Origin of the sequence: Vibrio sp. TRT 21S02, assembly GCF_050113675.1 — a bacterium.
Classification (GTDB): Bacteria; Pseudomonadota; Gammaproteobacteria; order Enterobacterales; family Vibrionaceae; genus Vibrio.
On sequence record NZ_JBNJOI010000004.1, the window covers coordinates 373,429 to 394,702 of the forward strand.

Below are 21,274 nucleotides of genomic sequence, written 5' to 3' on the forward strand. Positions count from 1 at the left end.
TACTTTCACGGTAAAGTAACGTCTCACTATAAGGAAATTACAGTTTTTTTGACCAAGATTAGTACGCGCTGCCAGACAGTTCGACTATTCTTGAGATTAATTTTCATCCTTAACTGATTTTATTATCAGACGAATAACAGGTAGTCACTCATGTCTAAGCTAGTTTTAGTTTTAAACTGCGGTAGTTCTTCTCTTAAGTTCGCTATTGTTGATGCAGCAAACGGCGACGAGCACCTAACAGGTCTTGCAGAATGTCTTCACCTTCCAGAAGCTCGTATCAAGTGGAAACTTGATGGCAAGCACGAAGCACAACTAGGCGAAGGCGCTGCACACGATGAAGCGCTATCTTTCATCGTTGAAACTATTCTTGCTTCTAAGCCAGAACTTGCTGAGCAACTAAAAGCGATTGGTCACCGCGTTGTACACGGCGGCGAGAAGTTCACTCAATCAGCTCTTATCACTGATGACGTTGTTAAAGGTATCGAAGATTGTGCAACACTAGCACCTCTTCACAACCCAGCAGCAATCATCGGTATCAAAGCTGCTCAAAAAGCATTCCCTAGCCTACCAATGTCTGCTGTATTCGATACTGCATTCCACCAATCAATGCCTGAAGAAGCATACCTATACGCTCTTCCATACAACCTATACAAAGACCACGGTATCCGCCGTTACGGCATGCACGGTACTTCTCACCTATTTATCGCTCGCGAAGCTGCAGAGCGCCTAGGTAAGCCAGCAGATGAACTAAACATCATCAACTGCCACCTAGGTAACGGCGCATCTGTATGTGCAATTAAGAATGGTAAATCTGTAGATACGTCTATGGGTCTAACTCCTCTTGAAGGTCTAGTGATGGGTACTCGTTGTGGTGACATCGACCCTGCTATCATCTTCCACCTACATGACGCACTAGGTTACTCTGTTGAGCAAATCAACACGATGCTAACAAAAGAGTCTGGTCTACAAGGCCTAACTGAAGTGACATCTGACTGTCGTTTCGTTGAAGACAACTACGGTGAAAAAGCAGAAGCAACTCGTGCAATGGACGTATTCGCGCACCGCCTAGCGAAATACGTAGCTGGTTACACTGCTACTCTAGACGGTCGTCTTGACGCTATCGTATTCACCGGTGGTATCGGTGAAAACTCTGCACCTATCCGTGAAATGGTTCTAAACCGTCTAGGTGTATTTGGTATTGAAGTTGATGGTGAAGCAAACCTTAAAGCACGCTTCGGCGGCGAAGGCACAATCACTACTGCGAACAGCCGCATCCCAGCAATGGTTATCTCTACTAACGAAGAGCTAGTTATCGCTGAGGACACTGCGCGCCTAGCAGGTCTTTAATGACTTTCACTGGCTAGCATTTCGCTAGCCAGTATTTTATTAAGGGGCTCAACTCCTATTCCAATTACCACTAAGGAATAAGAGTTGAGCTTTTATCCCCAATAGCTAAAGGTACTCTACGAATGTCTCGTACTATTATGCTTATCCCTGCAAGCGCTGGTGTTGGTCTAACTAGCGTTAGCATGGGTGTTCTTCGCGCAATGGAGCGCAAAGGTGTTAAGGTTTCTTTCTACAAGCCAATCTGTCAGCCTCGTTCTGGTGGTGATCAGCCTGATCTAACGTCAACAATCGTTGGTTACAACAGCGATATGAAAATCGGCCAAGCTATGGCAATGTCTGTTGCTGAAAGCCTAATCGGTAACGACAACATGGACGAGCTGCTAGAAACTGTTGTTGAGCGTTACAACCAAATCAACAAAGATGCAGAAGTAACGCTGATCGAAGGTCTAGTACCAACTCGTAAGCACCCATTCGCTAACCAAGTGAACGCAGAAATCGCGGCGACTCTAGGCGCAGAAATTGTTCTTGTTGCAACTCCTGGTACCGATAACCCAGCGCAACTTAAAGAGCGTATCGAAGTTGCATGTTCTAACTTCGGTGGTACTAAGAACAAAAACATCTCTGGCGTAATCATCAACAAGCTAAACGCGCCTGTTGACGAAGCTGGCCGTACTCGCCCTGACCTATCTGAAATCTTTGACGATGCAGACAGCGCGAAGCAAAACGAAATGAAAGTGATGGAAATCTTCAACACTTCTCCAATTCGTGTACTAGGCTGCGTGCCATGGAGCATCGACCTGATCGCTACTCGTGCAATTGATATGGCTCAGCACCTAAATGCTGACATCATCAACGAAGGTGACATCGCGACTCGTCGTATCAAGAGCATCACTTTCTGTGCACGTTCTCTGCCAAACATGATTGAGCACTTCAAACCAGGCTCTCTACTTGTTACTTCGGCAGACCGTCCAGACGTTATCGTTGCAGCTGCACTTGCAGCAATGAACGGTGTTGATATCGGTGCGGTACTTCTAACTGGCGGTTACGACATTCCTGAAGAGATTGCAGGTCTATGTAAACCAGCATTTGAAACGGGTCTACCGATCTTCAAAGCACAAGGTAACACTTGGCAGACTTCGCTAAACCTACAGAGCTTCTCTATCGAAGTTCCTGCAGACGATAAAGAGCGTATCGAGTTCATCAACGAGCACGTTGCTGGTCACATCGACGGCAACTGGATCGAGTCTATGACTGAAGGCACTCAAAAGTCTCGTCGTCTAAGCCCACCAGCATTCCGTTACCAGCTAACTGAGTTCGCTCGTAAAGCTGGCAAGCGTATCGTTCTTCCTGAAGGTGATGAGCCACGTACAGTTAAAGCTGCGGCTATCTGTGCTGAACGCGGCATCGCAGAGTGTGTGCTTCTAGGTAACCCAGACGAAATCCGTCGCGTTGCAGCACAGCAAGGCGTTGAGCTAGGAGCTGGCGTCACTATCATCAACTCTGATGAAGTTCGTGAAAACTACGTTGCTCGTCTAGTTGAGTTACGTGGCGCGAAAGGTATGACTGAAGTTGTTGCTCGCGAGAAACTACAAGATTCAGTATTCCTAGGCACAATGATGCTTGAGAACGACGAAGTAGACGGTCTAGTTTCTGGTGCGGTTCACACCACAGCAAACACTATCGTTCCTCCGTTCCAAATCATCAAGACTGCACCTGATGCATCTATCGTATCTTCTGTATTCTTCATGCTACTACCAGACCAAGTATTGGTTTACGGTGACTGTGCGATCAACCCAGATCCAACAGCGGAACAGCTTGCTGAAATCGCTATCCAATCTGCAGATTCTGCAGCGGCATTCGGTATCGACCCACGCGTTGCTATGATCTCTTACTCTACTGGTGAATCTGGTAAGGGTGCAGACGTAGATAAAGTACGTGAAGCGACTAAGATTGCTCAAGAGAAACGTCCAGATCTAGTGATCGACGGTCCTCTACAGTACGATGCAGCGATCATGGAAAACGTGGCAGCTTCTAAAGCGCCTAACTCTCCAGTAGCAGGTAAAGCGACAGTATTCGTATTCCCAGACCTAAACACGGGTAACACGACTTACAAAGCGGTACAACGTTCAGCTGACCTAGTATCTATCGGTCCAATGCTGCAAGGTATGCGCAAGCCTGTAAACGATCTATCTCGTGGCGCACTAGTAGACGATATCGTGTACACAGTTGCTCTAACTGCGATTCAGGCAGATCAAGCTGACCAAGCTCGCGAAAAAGCAGTTAACTAATAACTTTGCTTCTTTCAAAATAATAAAACCTCGCCATGGCGAGGTTTTTTATTTGTTGTTCAACAATTGCACTGCTTGAACGACTATGCGTCACCGACCCCTTCACGCCCGTGAGGCGAATCAAGATCTAATTCCGGTCCCTTTGGCACCACTTGCGTCGGGTTAATTCCCGTGTGACTGAAATAATAATGTCGTTTAATATGGTAGAAATCCGTGGTTTCCTTAATTCCGTCAACTTGATAGAGCTCTTTTAAATATCCCTGCAAATGCGCATAATCCGCAATGCGTTTTTTATTGCATTTAAAGTGTCCCACATAAACAGCATCAAACCGCACTAAGGTCGTAAACAGTCGCCAGTCAGCTTCAGTTAATGTATTTCCCGCTAAATAACGATGTGTAGCTAGATGGGCATCCACTTTGTCTAATGCCGCAAACAGTGCATCATAGGCTTCTTCATAAGCATCTTGCGTGGTGGCAAAACCACAGCGATAAACGCCATTATTGATGCTTGAATAAACATACGCATTCCACTCATCAATAACCGCTCTTAGTGGTTCTGGATAATAGTCTGATTGTTCGCCAGTCAATACATTAAATTCAGAGTTAAACATGCGAATAATTTCTGACGACTCATTGCTGACAATCGTGTTGAGCTTTTTGTCCCACAATACCGGAACGGTAACTCGTCCGGTGTAATCCGGCTTTGCTTTGGTATAAAGTTGATGAAGCTTCTTAAAGCCAAATAATGGCTCGGGCAAGCCCATATACCACCCTTCCTCTAACATATCAGGACACACCACTGTCACATCAATATGTGTTTCCAGCTTTTTTAATTCACGAAAGATCAAAGTACGGTGAGCCCATGGACACGCCAATGAGACGTACAGATGATAGCGGCCCGACTCAGGTTTAAAAACGGTATCTACCTTGTCTTCTATCCAATTACGAAAGCCAGCGTCTTCTCGTATAAATCGCCCGTTGTTATTTTTTGTATCGTACCAAACATTGTGCCATACCCCTTGTACCAACTTGCCCATTCCATACTCCTGACTGTTTAATCTGTATGAGCTAAGTATAAAAAAAGCCAGCTCGGTAAAAACTCGAATAAGCTGGCTTATTTGTTCTAATTATTTGATTGACACGGACTCATTGAATCCAATCAGTTAACGGTCATGAATCACTGGACAACAAATTTACCGCGCATGATGGCCCAATGTCCTGGGAATGAGCAAAAGAAGCTGTAATCTCCTCCTGCTTTCATTTTATCAAGGCTGAATGTGACCTTAGTGCTTTCACCACCACCAATCACTTTAGTATGAGCATAGACACGAGCGTCGTTTGGTTTAACATACGCATTATCAACACCAGCAGACATGCCTTCAGTACCTACCGCTTGAACATTGGCGGTATCAACAATCACAACATTATGCCCCATCGAAGTTGCCGGTAGCTTCCCAGTATGATTCAACGTTAATGTCACTTCTTTACATGATGAAGAAACGGTCAAAGTATTCGTTGAAAACTGCATCATATCATTGGCATCGACAGTGACGTCGCATTGTTCTGCCGCCTGAACAGCAAAAGTAGTGCTCCCTAACATAAGCAGGGTTACAAAAGCACGTAATCGCATAGTTAATTCCTCGTTGAGCTTAAAATTTTACAATTAAGGTTCATTCTATGATGAATGCCTGATGCATTATCTATTAGGAAAAGGAATAAAACTTTAGGGCAGATCAGACTGTGACATTTTAATGAGAACTTTTTTCAATTGGCTTCTTGGGTAAGTTCAGGCATAAAAAAAGCGCGGCTCCCGAGAGATACCGCGCTTAAGCCCGTCACAGGCTGAACCAATAATTACACGTCAACGTGTAAACAAGAAACGGCATGAATGTCGTTCCCTTTGATGCTTGGTTTTGTTTGAGCACACGCTTCAGTTGCCTGTGGGCAACGAGTTCGGAAAACACAACCAGAAGGAGGATTAATTGGCGATGGAAGATCGCCTTCTAGCATCTCAATCTCTTTCAAACGCTCAATTTTCGGATCCGGAATTGGAACCGCTGACATAAGAGCACGTGTGTACGGGTGCTTAGGATCAGCAAACAAGGCATCTGCTTCGCCAAGCTCTACAGCGTTACCCAAATACATAACCAACACACGGTCAGAAATATGTTTTACGACCGAGAGGTCGTGAGCAATGAAAACCAGAGAAAGACCAAGCTCTTTTTGCAGCTCTTTCAACAAGTTAACAACCTGAGCTTGAATTGATACATCCAATGCCGAAACCGGCTCATCACAGATAATCATTTTCGGGTTTAGGATCAAAGCACGGGCAATGCCGATACGTTGACACTGACCACCTGAAAACTCATGAGGATAACGGTTGATAACATTCGGTAATAAACCAACTTTCGCCATCATTTCTTTTACGCGCGACTTAACTTCATCTTTAGAAAGCTGCGGGTAAAAGGTCTCTAATGGCTCAGCGATAATATCTCCAACCGTCATACGTGGGTTAAGCGATGCCAGTGGATCTTGGAAAATCATTTGCATCTCTTTGCGCGTTTCACGACGTTGAACTTCACGCATTTTGGTGACATCTTGGCCTAACCAAACCACTTCACCATCCGTTGCTTCGACTAAGCCGATAATGGCACGAGCGAACGTTGATTTGCCACAACCAGATTCACCAACAACACCCAGCGTTTCACCTTCATAGAGTCGGATATTTACGCCATCGACAGCTTTTAAGTTTGACGGCTTAGTCCAAGGCCAAGCTGACTTAGCCGCAATACTGAAGTGAACCTTTAGATCTTTTACGTCTAATAGTAATTTCTTTTCTGCACTCATTTTGTCCAAGCCTCCCAATCAGAAAAACACGCGCGCTGACGGCCATCACCAAATGGTGTCAGGATTGGCGCTTCACTCTTACAACGGTCTGTCACCCTATGGCAACGCTCTTGGTAAGGGCAGCCTGGTGGTAAATGAAGTAAGTTTGGTGGGTTGCCAGGGATAGTTGGCAGAATTTCGCCTTCGGTATCTAGGCGTGGAATCGCCTTTAATAGACCTTCTGCATAAGGGTGGCTTGGGTTGTAGAAAATTTCATCTACCGTTCCGTATTCCATGGTACGGCCTGCATACATCACGAGTACTTTGTCACAAGAGCCCGCAACCACACCCAAGTCGTGCGTGATCATAATGATTGCTGTATTAAACTCATCTTTCAGCTCATTCAGTAGATCCATGATCTGAGCCTGAACGGTCACATCAAGTGCTGTGGTTGGCTCGTCTGCAATCAATAGTTTTGGACGACATAACAGAGCCATCGCAATCATCACGCGCTGGCGCATACCACCAGAAAACTCGTGGGGGTACATCGTAATACGCTTACGCGCTTCTGGAATTTTAACCGCTTCAAGCATACGCACTGATTCTTCAAATGCCTCAGCTTTACCCATTCCTTTATGCAGCATCAATACTTCCATCAGCTGATCACTGACTTTCATATATGGGTTAAGTGACGTCATCGGGTCTTGGAAGATCATCGCGATCTGTTCTGCGCGAACTTTGTTCAGTGCTTTCTCAGGAAGGTTTAAGATTTCGTTACCTTCAAATTTCGCGCTTCCTGAAATAATACCGTTTTTTGCCAAGAGTCCCATGATAGCAAATACGGTTTGTGATTTACCTGAACCAGACTCACCCACGATACCTAGAGTTTCCCCTTGGTTTAGTGAAAAGTTCAGATCGTTTACTGCGGTAACAATACCATCTTGTGTGGTGAATTCGACTCGCAGATCTTTGACATCTAATAAGCTCATCATTGCTTCCTTAATCTTTTATTTTTAGTTATCTGTCTTTTGGATCAAGCGCGTCGCGCAGGCCGTCACCAACGTAGTTGAAGCAGAATAGAGTCACAACCATAAACGCTGCTGGGAATGCAAGCTGCCAGATTGCTACTTCCATTGTCTGAGCACCTTCTTGCAGAAGTGCGCCCCAACTCGTCATTGGCTCCTGAACACCAAGACCAAGGAATGAAAGGAATGATTCCGTCAGAATCATACTTGGGATAAGTAGCGTCGAGTAAACCGCGACGATACCCAATACGTTTGGAACAATGTGACGCGTAATGATTTTCCATTTACTCACACCACACACATGCGCCGCTTCGATAAACTCTTTGCTACGCAAACTAAGTGTTTGTCCACGTACAATACGTGCCATATCTAGCCACGCAATGGCACCGATCGCAACGAAGATCAAAATAATGTTGCGTCCGAAGAAAGTAACCAAAACGATAACTAGGAACATAAACGGAACAGCATAGAGGATCTCAAGAATCCGCATCATGATGCGGTCCGTACGCCCACCAATAAAACCTGATGCTGCACCATACAAAGTACCAATCAGTACTGCGACAAATGCGCCCATTACCCCAACCATTAGCGAGATACGGCCACCGATTAGAGTGCGAACATAGAGATCACGCCCTAGGCTGTCAGTACCAAACCAATGGTCGGCATTTGGACCCACATGCATTGCATACCAATCTGTATCATCAAATGCATATTGAGCCATCATCGGCAAGAAAATGACTGCAAGCGTCATCAATGCAAGAATAAACAGACTCACCATTGCCGCCTTATTGCGCATAAAACGGATGCGGGCATCTTGCCATAAACTGCGACCTTCGATCTCCAAGTTTTCAGAGAATTTCTCAATCGCTTCTAAGTTCTCTTTTTTCGTTAACATAACCATACTTCCCTGTTAGTAGCGAATCTTCGGATCAATCATTGCCAACAAAATATCGACGATTGCATTGAATAGAATGAATAGGAAACCAATCAAAATGGTTACACCCATTACTAGGGAATAGTCACGGTTAAACGCGGCGTTAACGAATAGCTTACCAATACCGGGTAAACCAAAAATGGTTTCGATAACTACAGAACCTGTAATGATCCCAACAAACGCAGGGCCCATGTATGAAACAACAGGTAATAGCGCAGGTTTTAAAGCATGTTTAAGAATGATGTAGCGGTAACTTAATCCTTTAGCACGTGCAGTACGGATAAAGTTGCTGTTTAGCGTTTCAATCATCGAACCACGTGTAATACGGGCAAAAGTGGCAACATATAGAAGAGACATACCAATGACAGGGAGAACAAGATATTTAGCACTTCCATCGTGCCAACCACCCGCTGGGAAGAGATTCCAATGCAGAGAAAACAAGTAAATAAGTGCCGGAGCTAATACGAAAGATGGCATTACCACCCCAAGCATTGCTGTGGACATAATAGTGTAATCTACCCATGTGTTTTGCTTCAGTGCCGCAATGGTGCCAACGGACACCCCCATTATCACGGTAAATATGAAGGCGATAAAACCAACTTTAGCGGAAACAGGAAGTGCACCATAGATCAATTCATTTACAGAATAATCTAGGTACTTAAATGAAGGGCCAAAGTCCCCTTGTAATACGTTACCCAAGTATGTGGTGTATTGCTCAAGCACTGGCTTATCTAAGCCATACTTAGCTTCGATGTTTGCCATAACTTCTGGCGGTAGCGGTTTTTCGCTTGAAAATGGGTTACCAGGTGCGAAACGCATGAGAAAGAAAGATACGGTGATCAAAACCAACATCGTTGGGATCGCCTCAAATATCCTTTTTGCGATGAATTTAAGCATAAACTCACTCTTTCAGTCTGTGACAGTTTAAATGATAAGAGACGCTGCATATGCGCGATGGCATATGCAGTGTCTAGATTACTTATAGTTTTATCAGCTTAGTTGATTACTGAGCTTTAATATAAAGATCTTTCGAGTAGATTTTCTCTTCAGCGTTATTTGATGGGAAACCACCAACTTTCGGAGAAAGTAGTCGAGCTCGAACATATTGATAGATAGGTGCGATTGGCATTTCTTTTGCCATCAGCTCTTCTGCTTTAAGATACAATGCAGTGCGCTCTGCTTCAGACGTTGAATTTAGCGCCTGATCGATAATTGCATCGTATTCTTTGTTGCCCCAGTGCTGACCAGCAGTTGTATTCTTGCTCACCATTAGAGTCAAGAATGAAGAAGCTTCGTTGTAGTCACCACACCAACCTGCACGAGAGACTTCAAAGTCACCCGAGTCTTTTGTTGATAGGTAAGTTTTCCATTCTTGGTTTTCTAGAGTTACATTCAAACCAAGTGTTTTCTTCCACATTGAACCCAGTGCAACTGCAATTTTCTTGTGGTTTTCATTTGTGTTGTATAGAAGCGTAAACTTAAGCGGGTTATCTTTACCAAAGCCAGCTTCTTCAAGAAGACGTGCAGCTTCTGCGTTACGCTCTTTCTGAGTCATTTTCGCAAACTCAGGCAATTCAGGATTAAATCCAGCCGTAATTTCTGGCGTTAAGAAATAAGCAGGTTTCTGTCCTTGCGCAAGAATAGCGTCTGTCACAATACTGCGATCAATCGCGTAAGAGATTGCTTTACGTACGCGTACGTCATCAAATGGTTTTTTCTTAGTGTTGAATGAGTAGTAGTAAGTACACAGACTACCTTCAACAGATACCGACTCTGGGTATTCTTTCTTTAGTCGCTTAAAGTGTTCAACAGGAAGAGCAGAAGAAGTAAAGTCTAGCTCACCAGACAAGAAACGGTTCATTTCCGCGACTTGGTTTTCGATAGGCAAGAAAGTTACTTTATCAAGAACAGTCTTATCATTATCCCAGTATTGTTCATTACGCTTTAGGACCATACGTTCATTTAGAACCCATCGGTCTACCACATAAGCACCATTTCCTACGAAGTTTTCTGGCTTAGTCCACTGATCACCGTACTTTTCAACCGTCGCTTTGTGAACGGCTTTTGTTGTTGTGTGACCTGTCATCATTACAAAGTATGGGACTGCTGTTTCTAGCTCAACAACCAACGTATGGTCATCTACCGCTTTAACACCTAGCGTGCTTTTGTCTTTCTTACCAGCAACAATATCTTTAGCATTCTTCATCTTGGTGTATTCCATGTACCAAGAGTATGGCGAAGCCGTTGCCGGGTCGACAGCACGCTGCCAGCTGTAAACAAAGTCTTCAGCGGTTACTGGGTCACCGTTAGACCATTTTGCGTCTTTACGAAGGTGGAAAGTAAATGTTTTGTTGTCTTTTGTTTCCCAGCTTTCTGCAACACCTGGAATAGTATTGCCATCTGCATCCTGATTCACCAAACCTTCTAGCAGGTCACGGATCACATGTGACTCTGGAACACCTTGAGATTTATGAGGGTCAATCGTTGCAACTTCAGTACCATTACCACGAACAAGTTCTTGTTTCTCTGCTAATTTAGTACCGGCTGGAACATCAGCGGCTAGAGCTGTAGTTGAAGTGGCGGCCACTGCTAGACCTGCACCTAAAAGAAGGGCTTGTGTGATTTTGTTCTTATACATGCGTAAAACTCCAAGTTTTCATTTTGCATCCATGACTTCTTTGCAAGTTCACCTGAACGGAAGTGATTTAGATTTATTTTGACCGCAAAATAAGCAAAAAAATCTAAAACCTTACAAAGATTGCGGCACACAGTAGCAATCATTGAAGTAATTTGCCATAAAAATGTAGCAAAAAATCTTATAATTCTCCGATTACCTCAACAAATCAGCAAATATCACTACCACAGTTAACATTTGCGGCATTTTCCAATAGGAAAGCTTTTACCAATAGATTGAAGTGCCAAATAATCTGATAAGACACTTATTTTTAGCATCTTATGCTAGGCATTGTGCATAAAATTTAACAAAAGTTATGTAATCAGGATAACAAATAGCTACATTCGTCTTATTAAATGAGATAAAACGTGAGCGGAATCACGCGTTAAATAAGAAGAGTTACGTATAGAAAAACACCAAAGAAAATAAGTATTTTTTCTTAGTAAATAGTTATTCAGAATGAGTTCTTTTAAGAGGAAAAATATTCAAAAGAGAAATAGGACAAAAATAACAGGATCAGTAAATTTACTAACGTTCAGATGTGATGCTTGCAAGATAAGCCTGCATAACAAGAACTAATTTTCAGATAGTTACAAATAAATTTGCAGCATAAATTCGCATAAACCAGCATCAAAAGTCTGCAAATTTAAACAACTACTGAATCTCAACGTAGTAAAATTCCCCCCACCTTTTCAAAGAAGTGTCGGAAGGCAAATAAACTTTGATCGGAAGCGTGCCTCTTCAAACGGTTCGTAGGCCATAAAAAGCTAAAGTTTGATCATTTTTGAAGCGCATTGTCACCTGAAACACTATGGGAATGTAAATAAAATCTGATCAATCTCTAGCAAGCTTTTGGAAAGAAGTTTGTCAGTGACTTAGCTAAATTAGCATTTAATGGATTACCTGAGACATCGTAAACGTCCAATCCAGTGGTCAAACTCCCTACTACAGTTCAAAAACCCCTGAGCATTGCTTAGAGGGCTGTGTACAAGCTATCAAGCAGCTTCTAGTTATCCAAATTGAGATCCGAAGAGCCAAGTATCAGGAGCTTCATCCAACAAGTTAAGAACTATCGCGTTTTTGATTTGTTCCTTTTCAGGATTGCTAAGTACTTCACTTTTCAATATTTCTTCTAGAGAAGGTTGCCCTATATTCACGAGCTCTAAGGCAACGACTTTGTTGCTTAACTCGGTGAGAAGTCATCGAAGCCCCAGTTGATAAGTTCTTAAACAACATACTGAGTTTCAGGCATATCAAGTCCTGTGAGCTTGTTCAGCGCTTTGATCATAGCGTAAGCCAACCTGAGCATTGCAATTTCTTAGGCTTAATTTCCCACCTAACAACTGTTTCACCCGATACATTGGTGTCTCTGATAGTGAGCGCTTATGATAGCCATACCGCTTTTTCCACTTCTTGTTGGAGCCGTAGAGCTTCTGACAACCTACTGCTAAATTGCGCGGATGCCCCGCTCCCAGAAGGCCGATTCTTTTCGTATAGGAATGAGCGAAACTGCTCGTTTGATTTGTATAGCGTCATAGCAATCTCTTGTGCCATACGCGCCATCACCTGATATATCTATGATTTTACGACGTGTCTGCTTAAGTAAGTTGGGGAGCACTTATGCATCGAGTACGTTAGATAAACTCAGCTCTGCTGCAACTATTTCGTGAGTACTTGTATCTACTGCGATGTGCAGCTTACACCATACTCTGCGCATCCCGTCAGCACCATGCTTCTTGACCTTCCACTCACCCTCACCATAAGGCATTAATGGCTAGATGTTGTATTGCTCCTCTAGTTTTGGTTTTAAATGAAACCTCAACTTTCTTTGCTCGGCGGCACAGATGTAGTGCGGGCAAACAAGCGGGATGTTAGCTAGCTTAAATACTTAGTCGAGAAAACCTTGCAGCGCTCTCAATGGCATAGAGAAAACGCGTTTCACCATCAGTGCAGTATTAATGGCTAAGTCGCTGAATCAGCGAGGTCTACTACGCTTACCTTATTTGTTTTGCTTCCACTCGACTATCGCTTCCTCATCAATCCAAAAGGTCATAGAACCACGGTTAATTAAGGCTTTATTGTACCGCTTCCAGTTCATTGTTTTGTAGCGAGGCTTCGGCATGAAATTAAGGTCAGTGAATGAATGTCACTGACCTGATCATAAGATTCTGATTTAGTTAATTCGATTTCGGCAACTAGGCCGCTAAGACTTTAAAAATATATCAATAAAATTTCTATGATAAAAGCCAACTACCCCACCAATAATGCCCCAAAATAAACTAAAATCCAGTAAATACATTAAAGTAGATGTAAATACTATTCCTATAATAGCCATAAAATAATTTGCTTTTAGGGAAGTAAATCCTATAACCTCGATACCAACGCCAAAACCAATGAACATTCCCCCTAACCCAAAAGCTAGTATCATTTCAAAATTAATTGGTTCAGTTATAAATTGGTACGCTGAAAATATAAAGAAACCAGCTAAACCAAAAATAATTAATTTAATTACATTCACAGGAACCCCCATCAACATTCGATGCTTTCTTGTGCAGCTGCTTGCTACCTTGCCACGTAGCTTGTAATTCCAAGTGTGATTTAGCTACATTTCTACCAGCTGAAGTTCCCTTACCTAAACCTTGATATATTTTCTTAGTGCTTGCAAGTAAACTTGGAGCAGTTGCAGAGAACAGGCCACTCCAAAATAAATCTGTTTTATCCACACAACCCCAGCTAATCCAGTTACCTGTATTACGATAATGATTTACACCTTGCACCGCATAATCTAAACCTACACCGATACCTATTGCAATAACAGTTGGCATTCTCCCATCCGGATCTACATACCCAAGCGGGTCACCATTCACATGCGCATAAAGGTTCATTCCACCTAGCTCTTCCAGCGGATCACGGTTGAAATTTGGTACATAAAAACGATAACCAAAATAAACCAACCCACTCTTAAAATCACTTCGCTTAGTTGAGTAACCAAAGGGTTGGTGTTCATGCTGGCTACCACTTGAAACTCCATAAGGCGTGTACAAGTAGTTTTCAATCTCTACCCCTAACCGATTAACGACTTTTTGAACTGAACCAAGGTGGTTATACATATAGTAATAACTGCCATGTTCAGCTTTTGTCATCAATAATCCACCAATACCTTCTGGCTTATCCATACGCCAAGCATACTACTGTTCAACTTGACCACTTCCATTATGTTGACAGACATACAACAAAGCCCGCTAAACTAGCGGGCTTTGCGTTTGTTCACCCGCCCTAAAATCGGGCAAAGGTTTTAGGCGTGATTGTTAAATTTAACGATAGTAACCAAGCCTTTTGAGCTGATGTAAGTATTTAATCTTTAACATCAGTAGTCCCGGAGATATGGCCATAGCATAACCTAGCACTATTACTAAGACAGCTCCCCAGTGACCAATGACATCGCTGAGTAATGATATATATGTCAAAATCATTAAAAGCAACGGAACTATTAAGCTAAAGGCAAACAGTAAGTAAAGAATAGAGCTAAGAATAGCTTTTATTAGTTGAGGTTGCCGTGATACTAATATTAAACCATTGCAATATAATATTACTACTATAACGAGTAGGATAGCGGTCAAAACATTCACTGCTATTAAAGATAAAACTATCATTTAAAATTAGATCCTATTAATTCACCACTGCCTACTATTGCTCCTTCCGTAATAGCCCCTCCTACGTGTTGCGGCCACCTATTAATACCGGATGACGTTAAAGGACGGCTCAGTATCGGCGGACGATAAGGGGGAACAAATTTACCCAGCCCGCTTCCAAGAGGCCCAGCTAGTCCGCCAGCTAGTCCAGCACCAACAATAGCTGGAAGGTTATAATTACAAATATCTGTAGGGTCTTTACCTGTTAGAGCATTACCCAACGCTTGTCCTATACCACTAGCGGCTGCTGAACCGAGAGCGGCACCCACAGCACCTGATGCTGCCGGATTTACTGCTCCAACTAAACCTCCCGCTATTGCTCCAACAACCGCTCCGGAAGCTCCACCAGATATGGCTCCGCCGATCCCTCCTGAAATAGCTCCAGTTACTCCCCCAACTATTCCAATTTGTCCATCCGGATCAACATATCCTAACGGATCCCCGTTTACATAAGCATAAAGGTTGATTCCTCCCTGCTCTTGCAATGGATCACGGTTTAACCATCGTCTTAAATTTGGCACATAAAAGCGGTGCCCAAAATAAACCAATCCACTAATAAAATCACTTCGCTTAGTTGAGTAACCAAAGGGTTGGTGTTCATGCTGGCTACCACTTGAAACTCCGTAAGGCGTATACAAGTAGTTTTCAATCTCTACCCCTAACTGATTAACGACTTTTTGAACTGAACCAAGGTGGTTATACATATAGTAATAACTGCCATGTTCAGCTTTTGTCATCAATAACCCACCAATACCTCCTGGCTTATCCATACGCCAAGCATACTGCTGTTCAACTTGGCCACTTCCATTATGTTGCTCAAGCTCAAGCAACCCTAACCGAACAAATTGTTTATCCTTAACCAGCTTACCATTTTCATAACGTTGATAACCTTTCAACATATGGTCAAAGCCATAAGTAAAACGTTCAGAATAGCTCATGCCACTTTTATTAAAGTTAAGCTTAACTAATCGACTCTCACCGTCATATTCAGCAGTAAAAGGAACATTATTGGGTAATAACCCTTTAACCAAGTTTCCACTGGCATCATAGACAAACTGTGATTCATCGCCATTCCAACGAGTTATCTGATTCAGTGCATTATAGCGGGCAGTTACCCCTTCAATATTACTGTCCCAGCTCGGTGTACCTAACTGCTCACTGAGCTGCCCTGCATCATCAAATCGATAGTGATAGTTTGCTAACGCTTCGTTACCCTTGCGATACACAATTTCGGATAAATCGGCCTTCCTATCATATTGAGTGAGACCGGTTAAACCATTCGGATATTGAGTTGTTATTTTCGACGAAGTCGAATCGTCATCATAACCGTAGCTAAATTGCTGCCCAAACGCTTCTACTTGAGTTAAGCGGCCTAAATCATCATAGCTATACTGAGTATTTAACTTTCCATCAATGGCTATCGTTTTCAGCTCATTAAGCTCCGTATATGTCAGCTCAATATTGTCATTTCTTAAAGGACCATCTTTATACTTCAAAAAACCGTTAGCATAATAACCAAAGGATGTCTTACCCGTCCCATCTGTCACTGCACTTAAGCGTCCAAAGGTGTCATATTCGTAGTCCACACTTGCAGTGCTATCGCTATAGCGAATGCCAGATAGTTGCCCTTTATTGTTATAGCTATATGATTTTTTAATGCCTCGCGCATCAATAAACTGAGTAATACGACCTTTTGAATAGTGATATTGTAACTTACTGCCATCGGCGTAGATTTTTTCTTTTAGAGTACCTGATGGATTATAAACAAAGCGGGTACGGTTATTGTAACTATCCGTAATCGCCTCAATCCGCCCCGCTTTAGAACGCGCTAATGTAGTTGTTCTTTTAAGAGGATCTATCACTCTGTTCAACCATTTAGCGTTATCATACTGATAGGTGTATGTTCGCCCACCGGGCAGTGTGGCTGATTCCAACATCCGTGGACAAGTTCCAAATTGTTTCTCTGTTGAACGACCAGCCGGCGTTGTCACCTTCACAAGGGTATCTAACTTATTGTATTGATAGTGTGTAGTGTATCGATTCAAGCCTTGCTGACTAATTACTCGTCCAATTTCATCATAAATGTAACTGGATACCGTTTTGGAGTTAACTCGAATTTCTTGAGTAAGACCGCTAACATTCCTGACAAAGTCTGTCTCATTACCTTTGGCGTCTATACTGCGAATCATATTGCCCGATTCATCATACTCAAAATTAGTGGTGCGCCCTTCTATATCTTTATATGAAATAACCTGACCATTCGTGTTATAAGTCATTAGTATTGTTCCAAGCGGACTGCGAACTTCTTTAAGATCAACACTATTCTCCGCATAGGTATAAATAGTTTCATTACCTAACTTATCTGTATACTTTGCTAATAGCCCTTTTGAATTCCACGCATATTGTTCAGTTAAACCGCGTTCATCGGTAATAGTCTTTAACTTGTTATTGGAGTAATAAGTGAACTTGTTATACGAGCCATCAGGTTTAGTCACTTGAGAAAACTGTCCTTGACGTCCATTTGGCGTTACGTATTTATATATCGTTTTAGCAACAGAATTACTGTAGTTACTACTCTCAGATGTATACTCTCGATAATTATCTGCATTTACATACCACCCTGTATTATGATAACCATCAAAATAATACTCCTCTTTGTTACCGTTCGGGTTAGTTACAGTAATACGATAGTTCTCCCACATCGGTGATCCGGGCGGATTGTAGGCGTTTGAGCCATTACGAATACCATCGGCGGGTTCAATGTAGAATGACGTTGTTCCTTTCGCATCTGTAATAGAGGTTATAAAACGGTCTTCATCATACGTCAGTGTGCTTGTATAACCCTCCATATCCGTTAACGAGATAAGGTTTCGCTTGTCGTCATAGACAAATTTTGCCTCTCGACCAAATGGGTCTCTAACAGTATGAATAAGCCCTATAGAGTTATATTCAAGAGTCGTTCGACGTCCCATAGCGTCTTCTATTTGGGTCATCCTTGCCGAATTGTCATAATGAAATATCAGCTTCTGTCCAAATGGATCTATCTGCTCTAATAGGAAATTTTGAAGTGCCAGTGTACCTTCTGGAACTCCGTAGACTTTTTGAGAACCATCAGCAAAAGTCAGTAAGTAACGACCATCTTTTTCTGTTAACGTCGTGCGAAAATAGTTATCTGATTGATAGACACCAGCTGAGTCTTTAATAAACACATCTTCACGACCATCAGGACTAAAGATCGTAACTGCTTTACCCGGATCAACAACTAGGTAAGTAGCATAATTAAACATCCACTTAACCCCAAAAGGCTCATTCTGAGCCAAAACACCTTGTGTGTTATAGGCCAACTTAATATTCACATTAGGCCCAATAGCACTCTCATACCAAAGTGGGGTATCTTCAACATACAGGTTCATGTTGATCATATTGACCGACCAAACAGGGGCGCCTTTCGATGTTGAGCAATCATCCTTTGGCTCTTTGGGGTCATCCGGATCTGTACCGGGCTTTCCTGGCTCTCCTGGCGGCCTTTGAATGCCGCAACAACCCCCGTAAGTGCTCTCCATCTCATCTTGGTCAAGTAATCTACCAATGATCTCATTACCATTATCAGACAGCGAGATCACGTTCCCAGCCCATTCTTTTGCTAACTGTTCTGCTGTGAACGAAAAACGACGATTCATTTGTGAATCAAAGATATTAAATTGGCCGCTTGTGTGGCTTTCTAATACCCAATAATGCCCCTTACCGCCTGTAGCCTCCCTATCAATTTGCAAAATGGCGGGAGTCGTAATCTGAGCGAGTTCCTCTATTGTTGCTTTGACGGCAAGTGCCTGGTATCCATATTGCTCTGCTAAGGCAATCATATCTGCAATACTAAAGCCGTCGTCACTAGGAGCATAACCTAAGACCTCTTCAGCAGCATCAAATCGATTGTCTTGCTTTAACAAGTAACTCAGTGCTCGAGTACCACAGTCAAGTAGACTACCGGCATTCTCATCTAACAGAGATAGCTTTCTCAGCCAAGTTGACGCATAAGTTCTTAAGCGCCAATCAGGGGAGTCTTGTTTTACCTCTTTAAATAGTCTTTTTGCTTCGTCTGGGTTATTTTCCATGAGACGCAACACTGCTAGACGACTTTTTGCTTTTGCAGTCATCATCTGTGCACCAACATATTCTGATGATGCGTTTTTCGCTATTACCTCTTGGAAGAGCTGGTTCGCCTGTGAATATTGACCAGTAAAACGTGCATTGCATGCCATATGCAAAATCGCTTCAGACGCCCAAGCACTATTAGGAAATTGCTTACGAAATACATCAAAATCTTGCGCTGCAGATTCATATTGGTGCTTATTCCAATTTTGTATCGCATGGCCAAATGCAAGACGCTCTTGTTCATCATCACTAGAAAACACATCCATCAGATGGAAGGAATTGGGGTCCATTTTATCTTCGACAGGATGAGTGGGAGATAGTACGCCCCCTAACTGGCCAGCTTCACTTAACTGCCGATGAGTCGGTGCCACTGTGAGATCCATTTCGGTTAACGCCGGCGACACATGTCTTATATCCAATGTTTGTGTCTCGCTGCCACAGCCAGAAAGAACCATTGACATTGCCAAGCCCAACGCACTTATGCAAAAAATACGCATATACAATACCTTACTACTTCTATTCTTTGTTTTTTATGATGTTTCTTTCAGACAGCTTCATATCAAACTCGCCCGTTGCCACATTCTCTACCCACAACCCGCGGTAACGACTGAAGTCGTAATACGCCAACAGCTCTGCTTCCCCTGACTGAGGCGGCGTCAACATATAACTTTGTACGTCACTGCCATCCAACGCTCGCGACCACACTTGAATGTCATCCAACTTCGCATCCTGAAAATTTTCTGCCCCTTGCAATCGATGCGCAGCACCAAACAACAAACTGCGTAAACTCGCTCCCTTGAAGCTCACATAACTGTCTCGCTTGAGCTCTCGGCCATTGAGGTACAGCACGCGCTGACCGGCCTCTTTATCAAACACCGTCGTTAGGTGTACCCATTGGTTTACTTCAACTTTATCAGGCCCTGTTGCGGAACCGCTGCCTACCCCTGCTATCGGCCTGCCATAATCTAAGCCTGCATATAGACGATGATTATTGTCATCATGCACACCCGAAAATTGATAACGGCTACCCAGCGTATTGAACTTCACCCAGTACATTAAGGTCATGGAGCGCTCACCCAAAGGTACAAGCCCTGTGTAACCAAACGCCTTCTTATCCGTCACATCTAAAAGGTGTTCACCAGAAACCACTGACTCACCTTTCTCTTGCGCCAAGGCTGTCTGCGCCTGAGCGTATTCGCTCCAGCGATTAAGTCCTTGCTCATTTACTGCGGTGATATCGAAGTGTTGGATGTCCCACCCCTTCGCATACTCATACGCATCATCGATACCATCACCGTCGGTGTCTGAGTTACATGGGTCACTGACATAACGACCTGTCTCAACTCCCATCTCTATGCCATCCGACAAACCATCGCCATCAGAGTCAACGTTGTTAATATCTGTACATAACGCCAACTCTTGACGGTCAGTTAGGCCATCATTGTCCGTGTCTGCTTCTTGCTCTGCTTGCTGAATCAGGTTGGCTGAAGAAAGCTGCGCATCAAACTCACCTGTTGCGATGTTTTTTACCCAATCTCCACGGATATCACTGAAGTTATATAAGGCGATTAAGTTTTTCTCTCCTTGCTGAGGTGTCGATAGCATGTAGGTCTGAATTTCTCGCTTTGTCAGTGCTCGTGTCCATACTTGGACATCATCCAACTGACCATCCATGTAACTGTCTATCTCCTGACCATTGATACGGGCCCCCAACAAGAGACTCTGAGAAGTTCGACCATCTAATTTGAGAGAGTTGTGCCAGACAATAGACTGGCCATTACGGAACATGTGTGTTTTATTATTGGCAGGGTCATACACCAAAGCAATATGTGCCCACTCACCAAACTTAATACCGGAGTCGTATTGATCCGTGTAGTTATTTCCTACACCAAACATGGCGTCGTTTTCTTTATCAATACCTACATAAAAACGCTTATTATGAGTCGCATTGTGTACACCAAGCAGTTGATTATCTTCCGTCAAGCCTTTTAATCGGGTCCAGAACATCACGGTCATAGGGTGTCCACCCTCTGGGAAAATCCCCGTTCTTACAAACCCTTTGACCCCCTCCAAATCAAGGACATGATCACCAGACTCAATAGAGATCCCTGCCTCTTGTGCTGCCTTTGATTGCGCGGCTGTGTAAGCTTGCCAGTAAGTCATCCCGTTGCTGTGTTGATTGCCTACATCGGATACAAGTGGATCACTGCCAAAATCGTATTCCCAACGATCTCCAATGCCATCATTATCACTATCTTGGTTACATGGGTCACTGACATAACGACCTGTCTCAACTCCCATCTCTATGCCATCCGACAAACCATCGCCATCAGAGT

At 43.2% G+C, this 21,274-nt stretch carries 13 protein-coding genes and 1 pseudogene; 2 read left to right on the forward strand and 12 right to left on the reverse strand.

Annotated elements, in window-relative coordinates:
* Nucleotides 1-150 precede the first annotated feature (150 nt).
* Both ACQEXU_RS07730 and pta read left to right on the forward strand, forming a co-directional pair.
* On the forward strand, nucleotides 151-1,347 hold the full coding sequence (locus ACQEXU_RS07730) for an acetate kinase (RefSeq protein WP_427010323.1): 1,197 nt from the start codon (nucleotides 151-153) through the stop codon (nucleotides 1,345-1,347).
* A gap of 122 nt (nucleotides 1,348-1,469) precedes the next feature.
* Nucleotides 1,470-3,635 carry a phosphate acetyltransferase gene (gene pta, locus ACQEXU_RS07735; RefSeq protein ID WP_367988706.1) on the forward strand — a complete coding sequence of 722 codons (2,166 nt, stop codon included), beginning with the start codon at nucleotides 1,470-1,472 and terminating at the stop codon, nucleotides 3,633-3,635.
* Nucleotides 3,636-3,718: 83 nt separating this feature from the next.
* Here the strand turns inward: pta and ACQEXU_RS07740 are convergent, their stop codons facing one another.
* The 12 genes and pseudogenes from ACQEXU_RS07740 to ACQEXU_RS07795 all read right to left on the reverse strand — a co-directional run.
* Complete coding sequence (locus ACQEXU_RS07740) at nucleotides 3,719-4,672, reverse strand: glutathione S-transferase family protein (protein ID WP_427010324.1); 954 nt, start codon at nucleotides 4,670-4,672, stop codon at nucleotides 3,719-3,721.
* Nucleotides 4,673-4,812: 140 nt separating this feature from the next.
* On the reverse strand, nucleotides 4,813-5,265 hold the full coding sequence (gene azu / locus ACQEXU_RS07745) for an azurin (RefSeq protein WP_427010325.1): 453 nt from the start codon (nucleotides 5,263-5,265) through the stop codon (nucleotides 4,813-4,815).
* 224 nt (nucleotides 5,266-5,489) lie between these two features.
* Complete coding sequence (gene oppF, locus ACQEXU_RS07750; protein ID WP_427010326.1) at nucleotides 5,490-6,482, reverse strand: murein tripeptide/oligopeptide ABC transporter ATP binding protein OppF; 993 nt, start codon at nucleotides 6,480-6,482, stop codon at nucleotides 5,490-5,492.
* Nucleotides 6,479-7,450 carry an ABC transporter ATP-binding protein gene (locus ACQEXU_RS07755; protein ID WP_367988702.1) on the reverse strand — a complete coding sequence of 324 codons (972 nt, stop codon included), beginning with the start codon at nucleotides 7,448-7,450 and terminating at the stop codon, nucleotides 6,479-6,481. The genes oppF and ACQEXU_RS07755 overlap by 4 nt, the downstream gene beginning before the upstream one ends.
* Before the next feature lie 28 nt (nucleotides 7,451-7,478).
* Nucleotides 7,479-8,381, reverse strand: coding sequence for an oligopeptide ABC transporter permease OppC (gene oppC, locus ACQEXU_RS07760; protein WP_367988701.1), 903 nt, complete (start codon nucleotides 8,379-8,381; stop codon nucleotides 7,479-7,481).
* 15 nt (nucleotides 8,382-8,396) lie between these two features.
* Nucleotides 8,397-9,317 (reverse strand): oligopeptide ABC transporter permease OppB, encoded by a 921-nt coding sequence (gene oppB / locus ACQEXU_RS07765; protein ID WP_427010327.1) that lies wholly within the window; start codon nucleotides 9,315-9,317, stop codon nucleotides 8,397-8,399.
* 106 nt (nucleotides 9,318-9,423) lie between these two features.
* On the reverse strand, nucleotides 9,424-11,058 hold the full coding sequence (locus ACQEXU_RS07770; protein WP_427010328.1) for an ABC transporter substrate-binding protein: 1,635 nt from the start codon (nucleotides 11,056-11,058) through the stop codon (nucleotides 9,424-9,426).
* A 1,261-nt stretch (nucleotides 11,059-12,319) separates the two neighbouring features.
* A pseudogene (locus tag ACQEXU_RS07775) lies at nucleotides 12,320-13,216 on the reverse strand (IS5 family transposase).
* Nucleotides 13,217-13,297: 81 nt separating this feature from the next.
* Nucleotides 13,298-13,612: a hypothetical protein gene (locus ACQEXU_RS07780; RefSeq protein ID WP_427010329.1), complete on the reverse strand. Its 315-nt coding sequence runs from the start codon at nucleotides 13,610-13,612 to the stop codon at nucleotides 13,298-13,300.
* Entirely contained in the window at nucleotides 13,599-14,270 is a 672-nt protein-coding gene (locus ACQEXU_RS07785) for an RHS repeat domain-containing protein (RefSeq protein WP_427010330.1), read from the reverse strand. Before ACQEXU_RS07785 ends, ACQEXU_RS07780 begins: the two co-directional genes overlap by 14 nt.
* Before the next feature lie 473 nt (nucleotides 14,271-14,743).
* The gene (locus tag ACQEXU_RS07790; RefSeq protein ID WP_427010331.1) at nucleotides 14,744-19,435 is read right to left on the reverse strand and encodes an RHS repeat-associated core domain-containing protein; all 4,692 of its coding nucleotides are present in this window, start codon (nucleotides 19,433-19,435) and stop codon (nucleotides 14,744-14,746) included.
* 19 nt (nucleotides 19,436-19,454) lie between these two features.
* Nucleotides 19,455-21,274: LamG-like jellyroll fold domain-containing protein (locus ACQEXU_RS07795; protein ID WP_427010332.1), on the reverse strand; the 1,820-nt coding region annotated here is incomplete at its 5' end.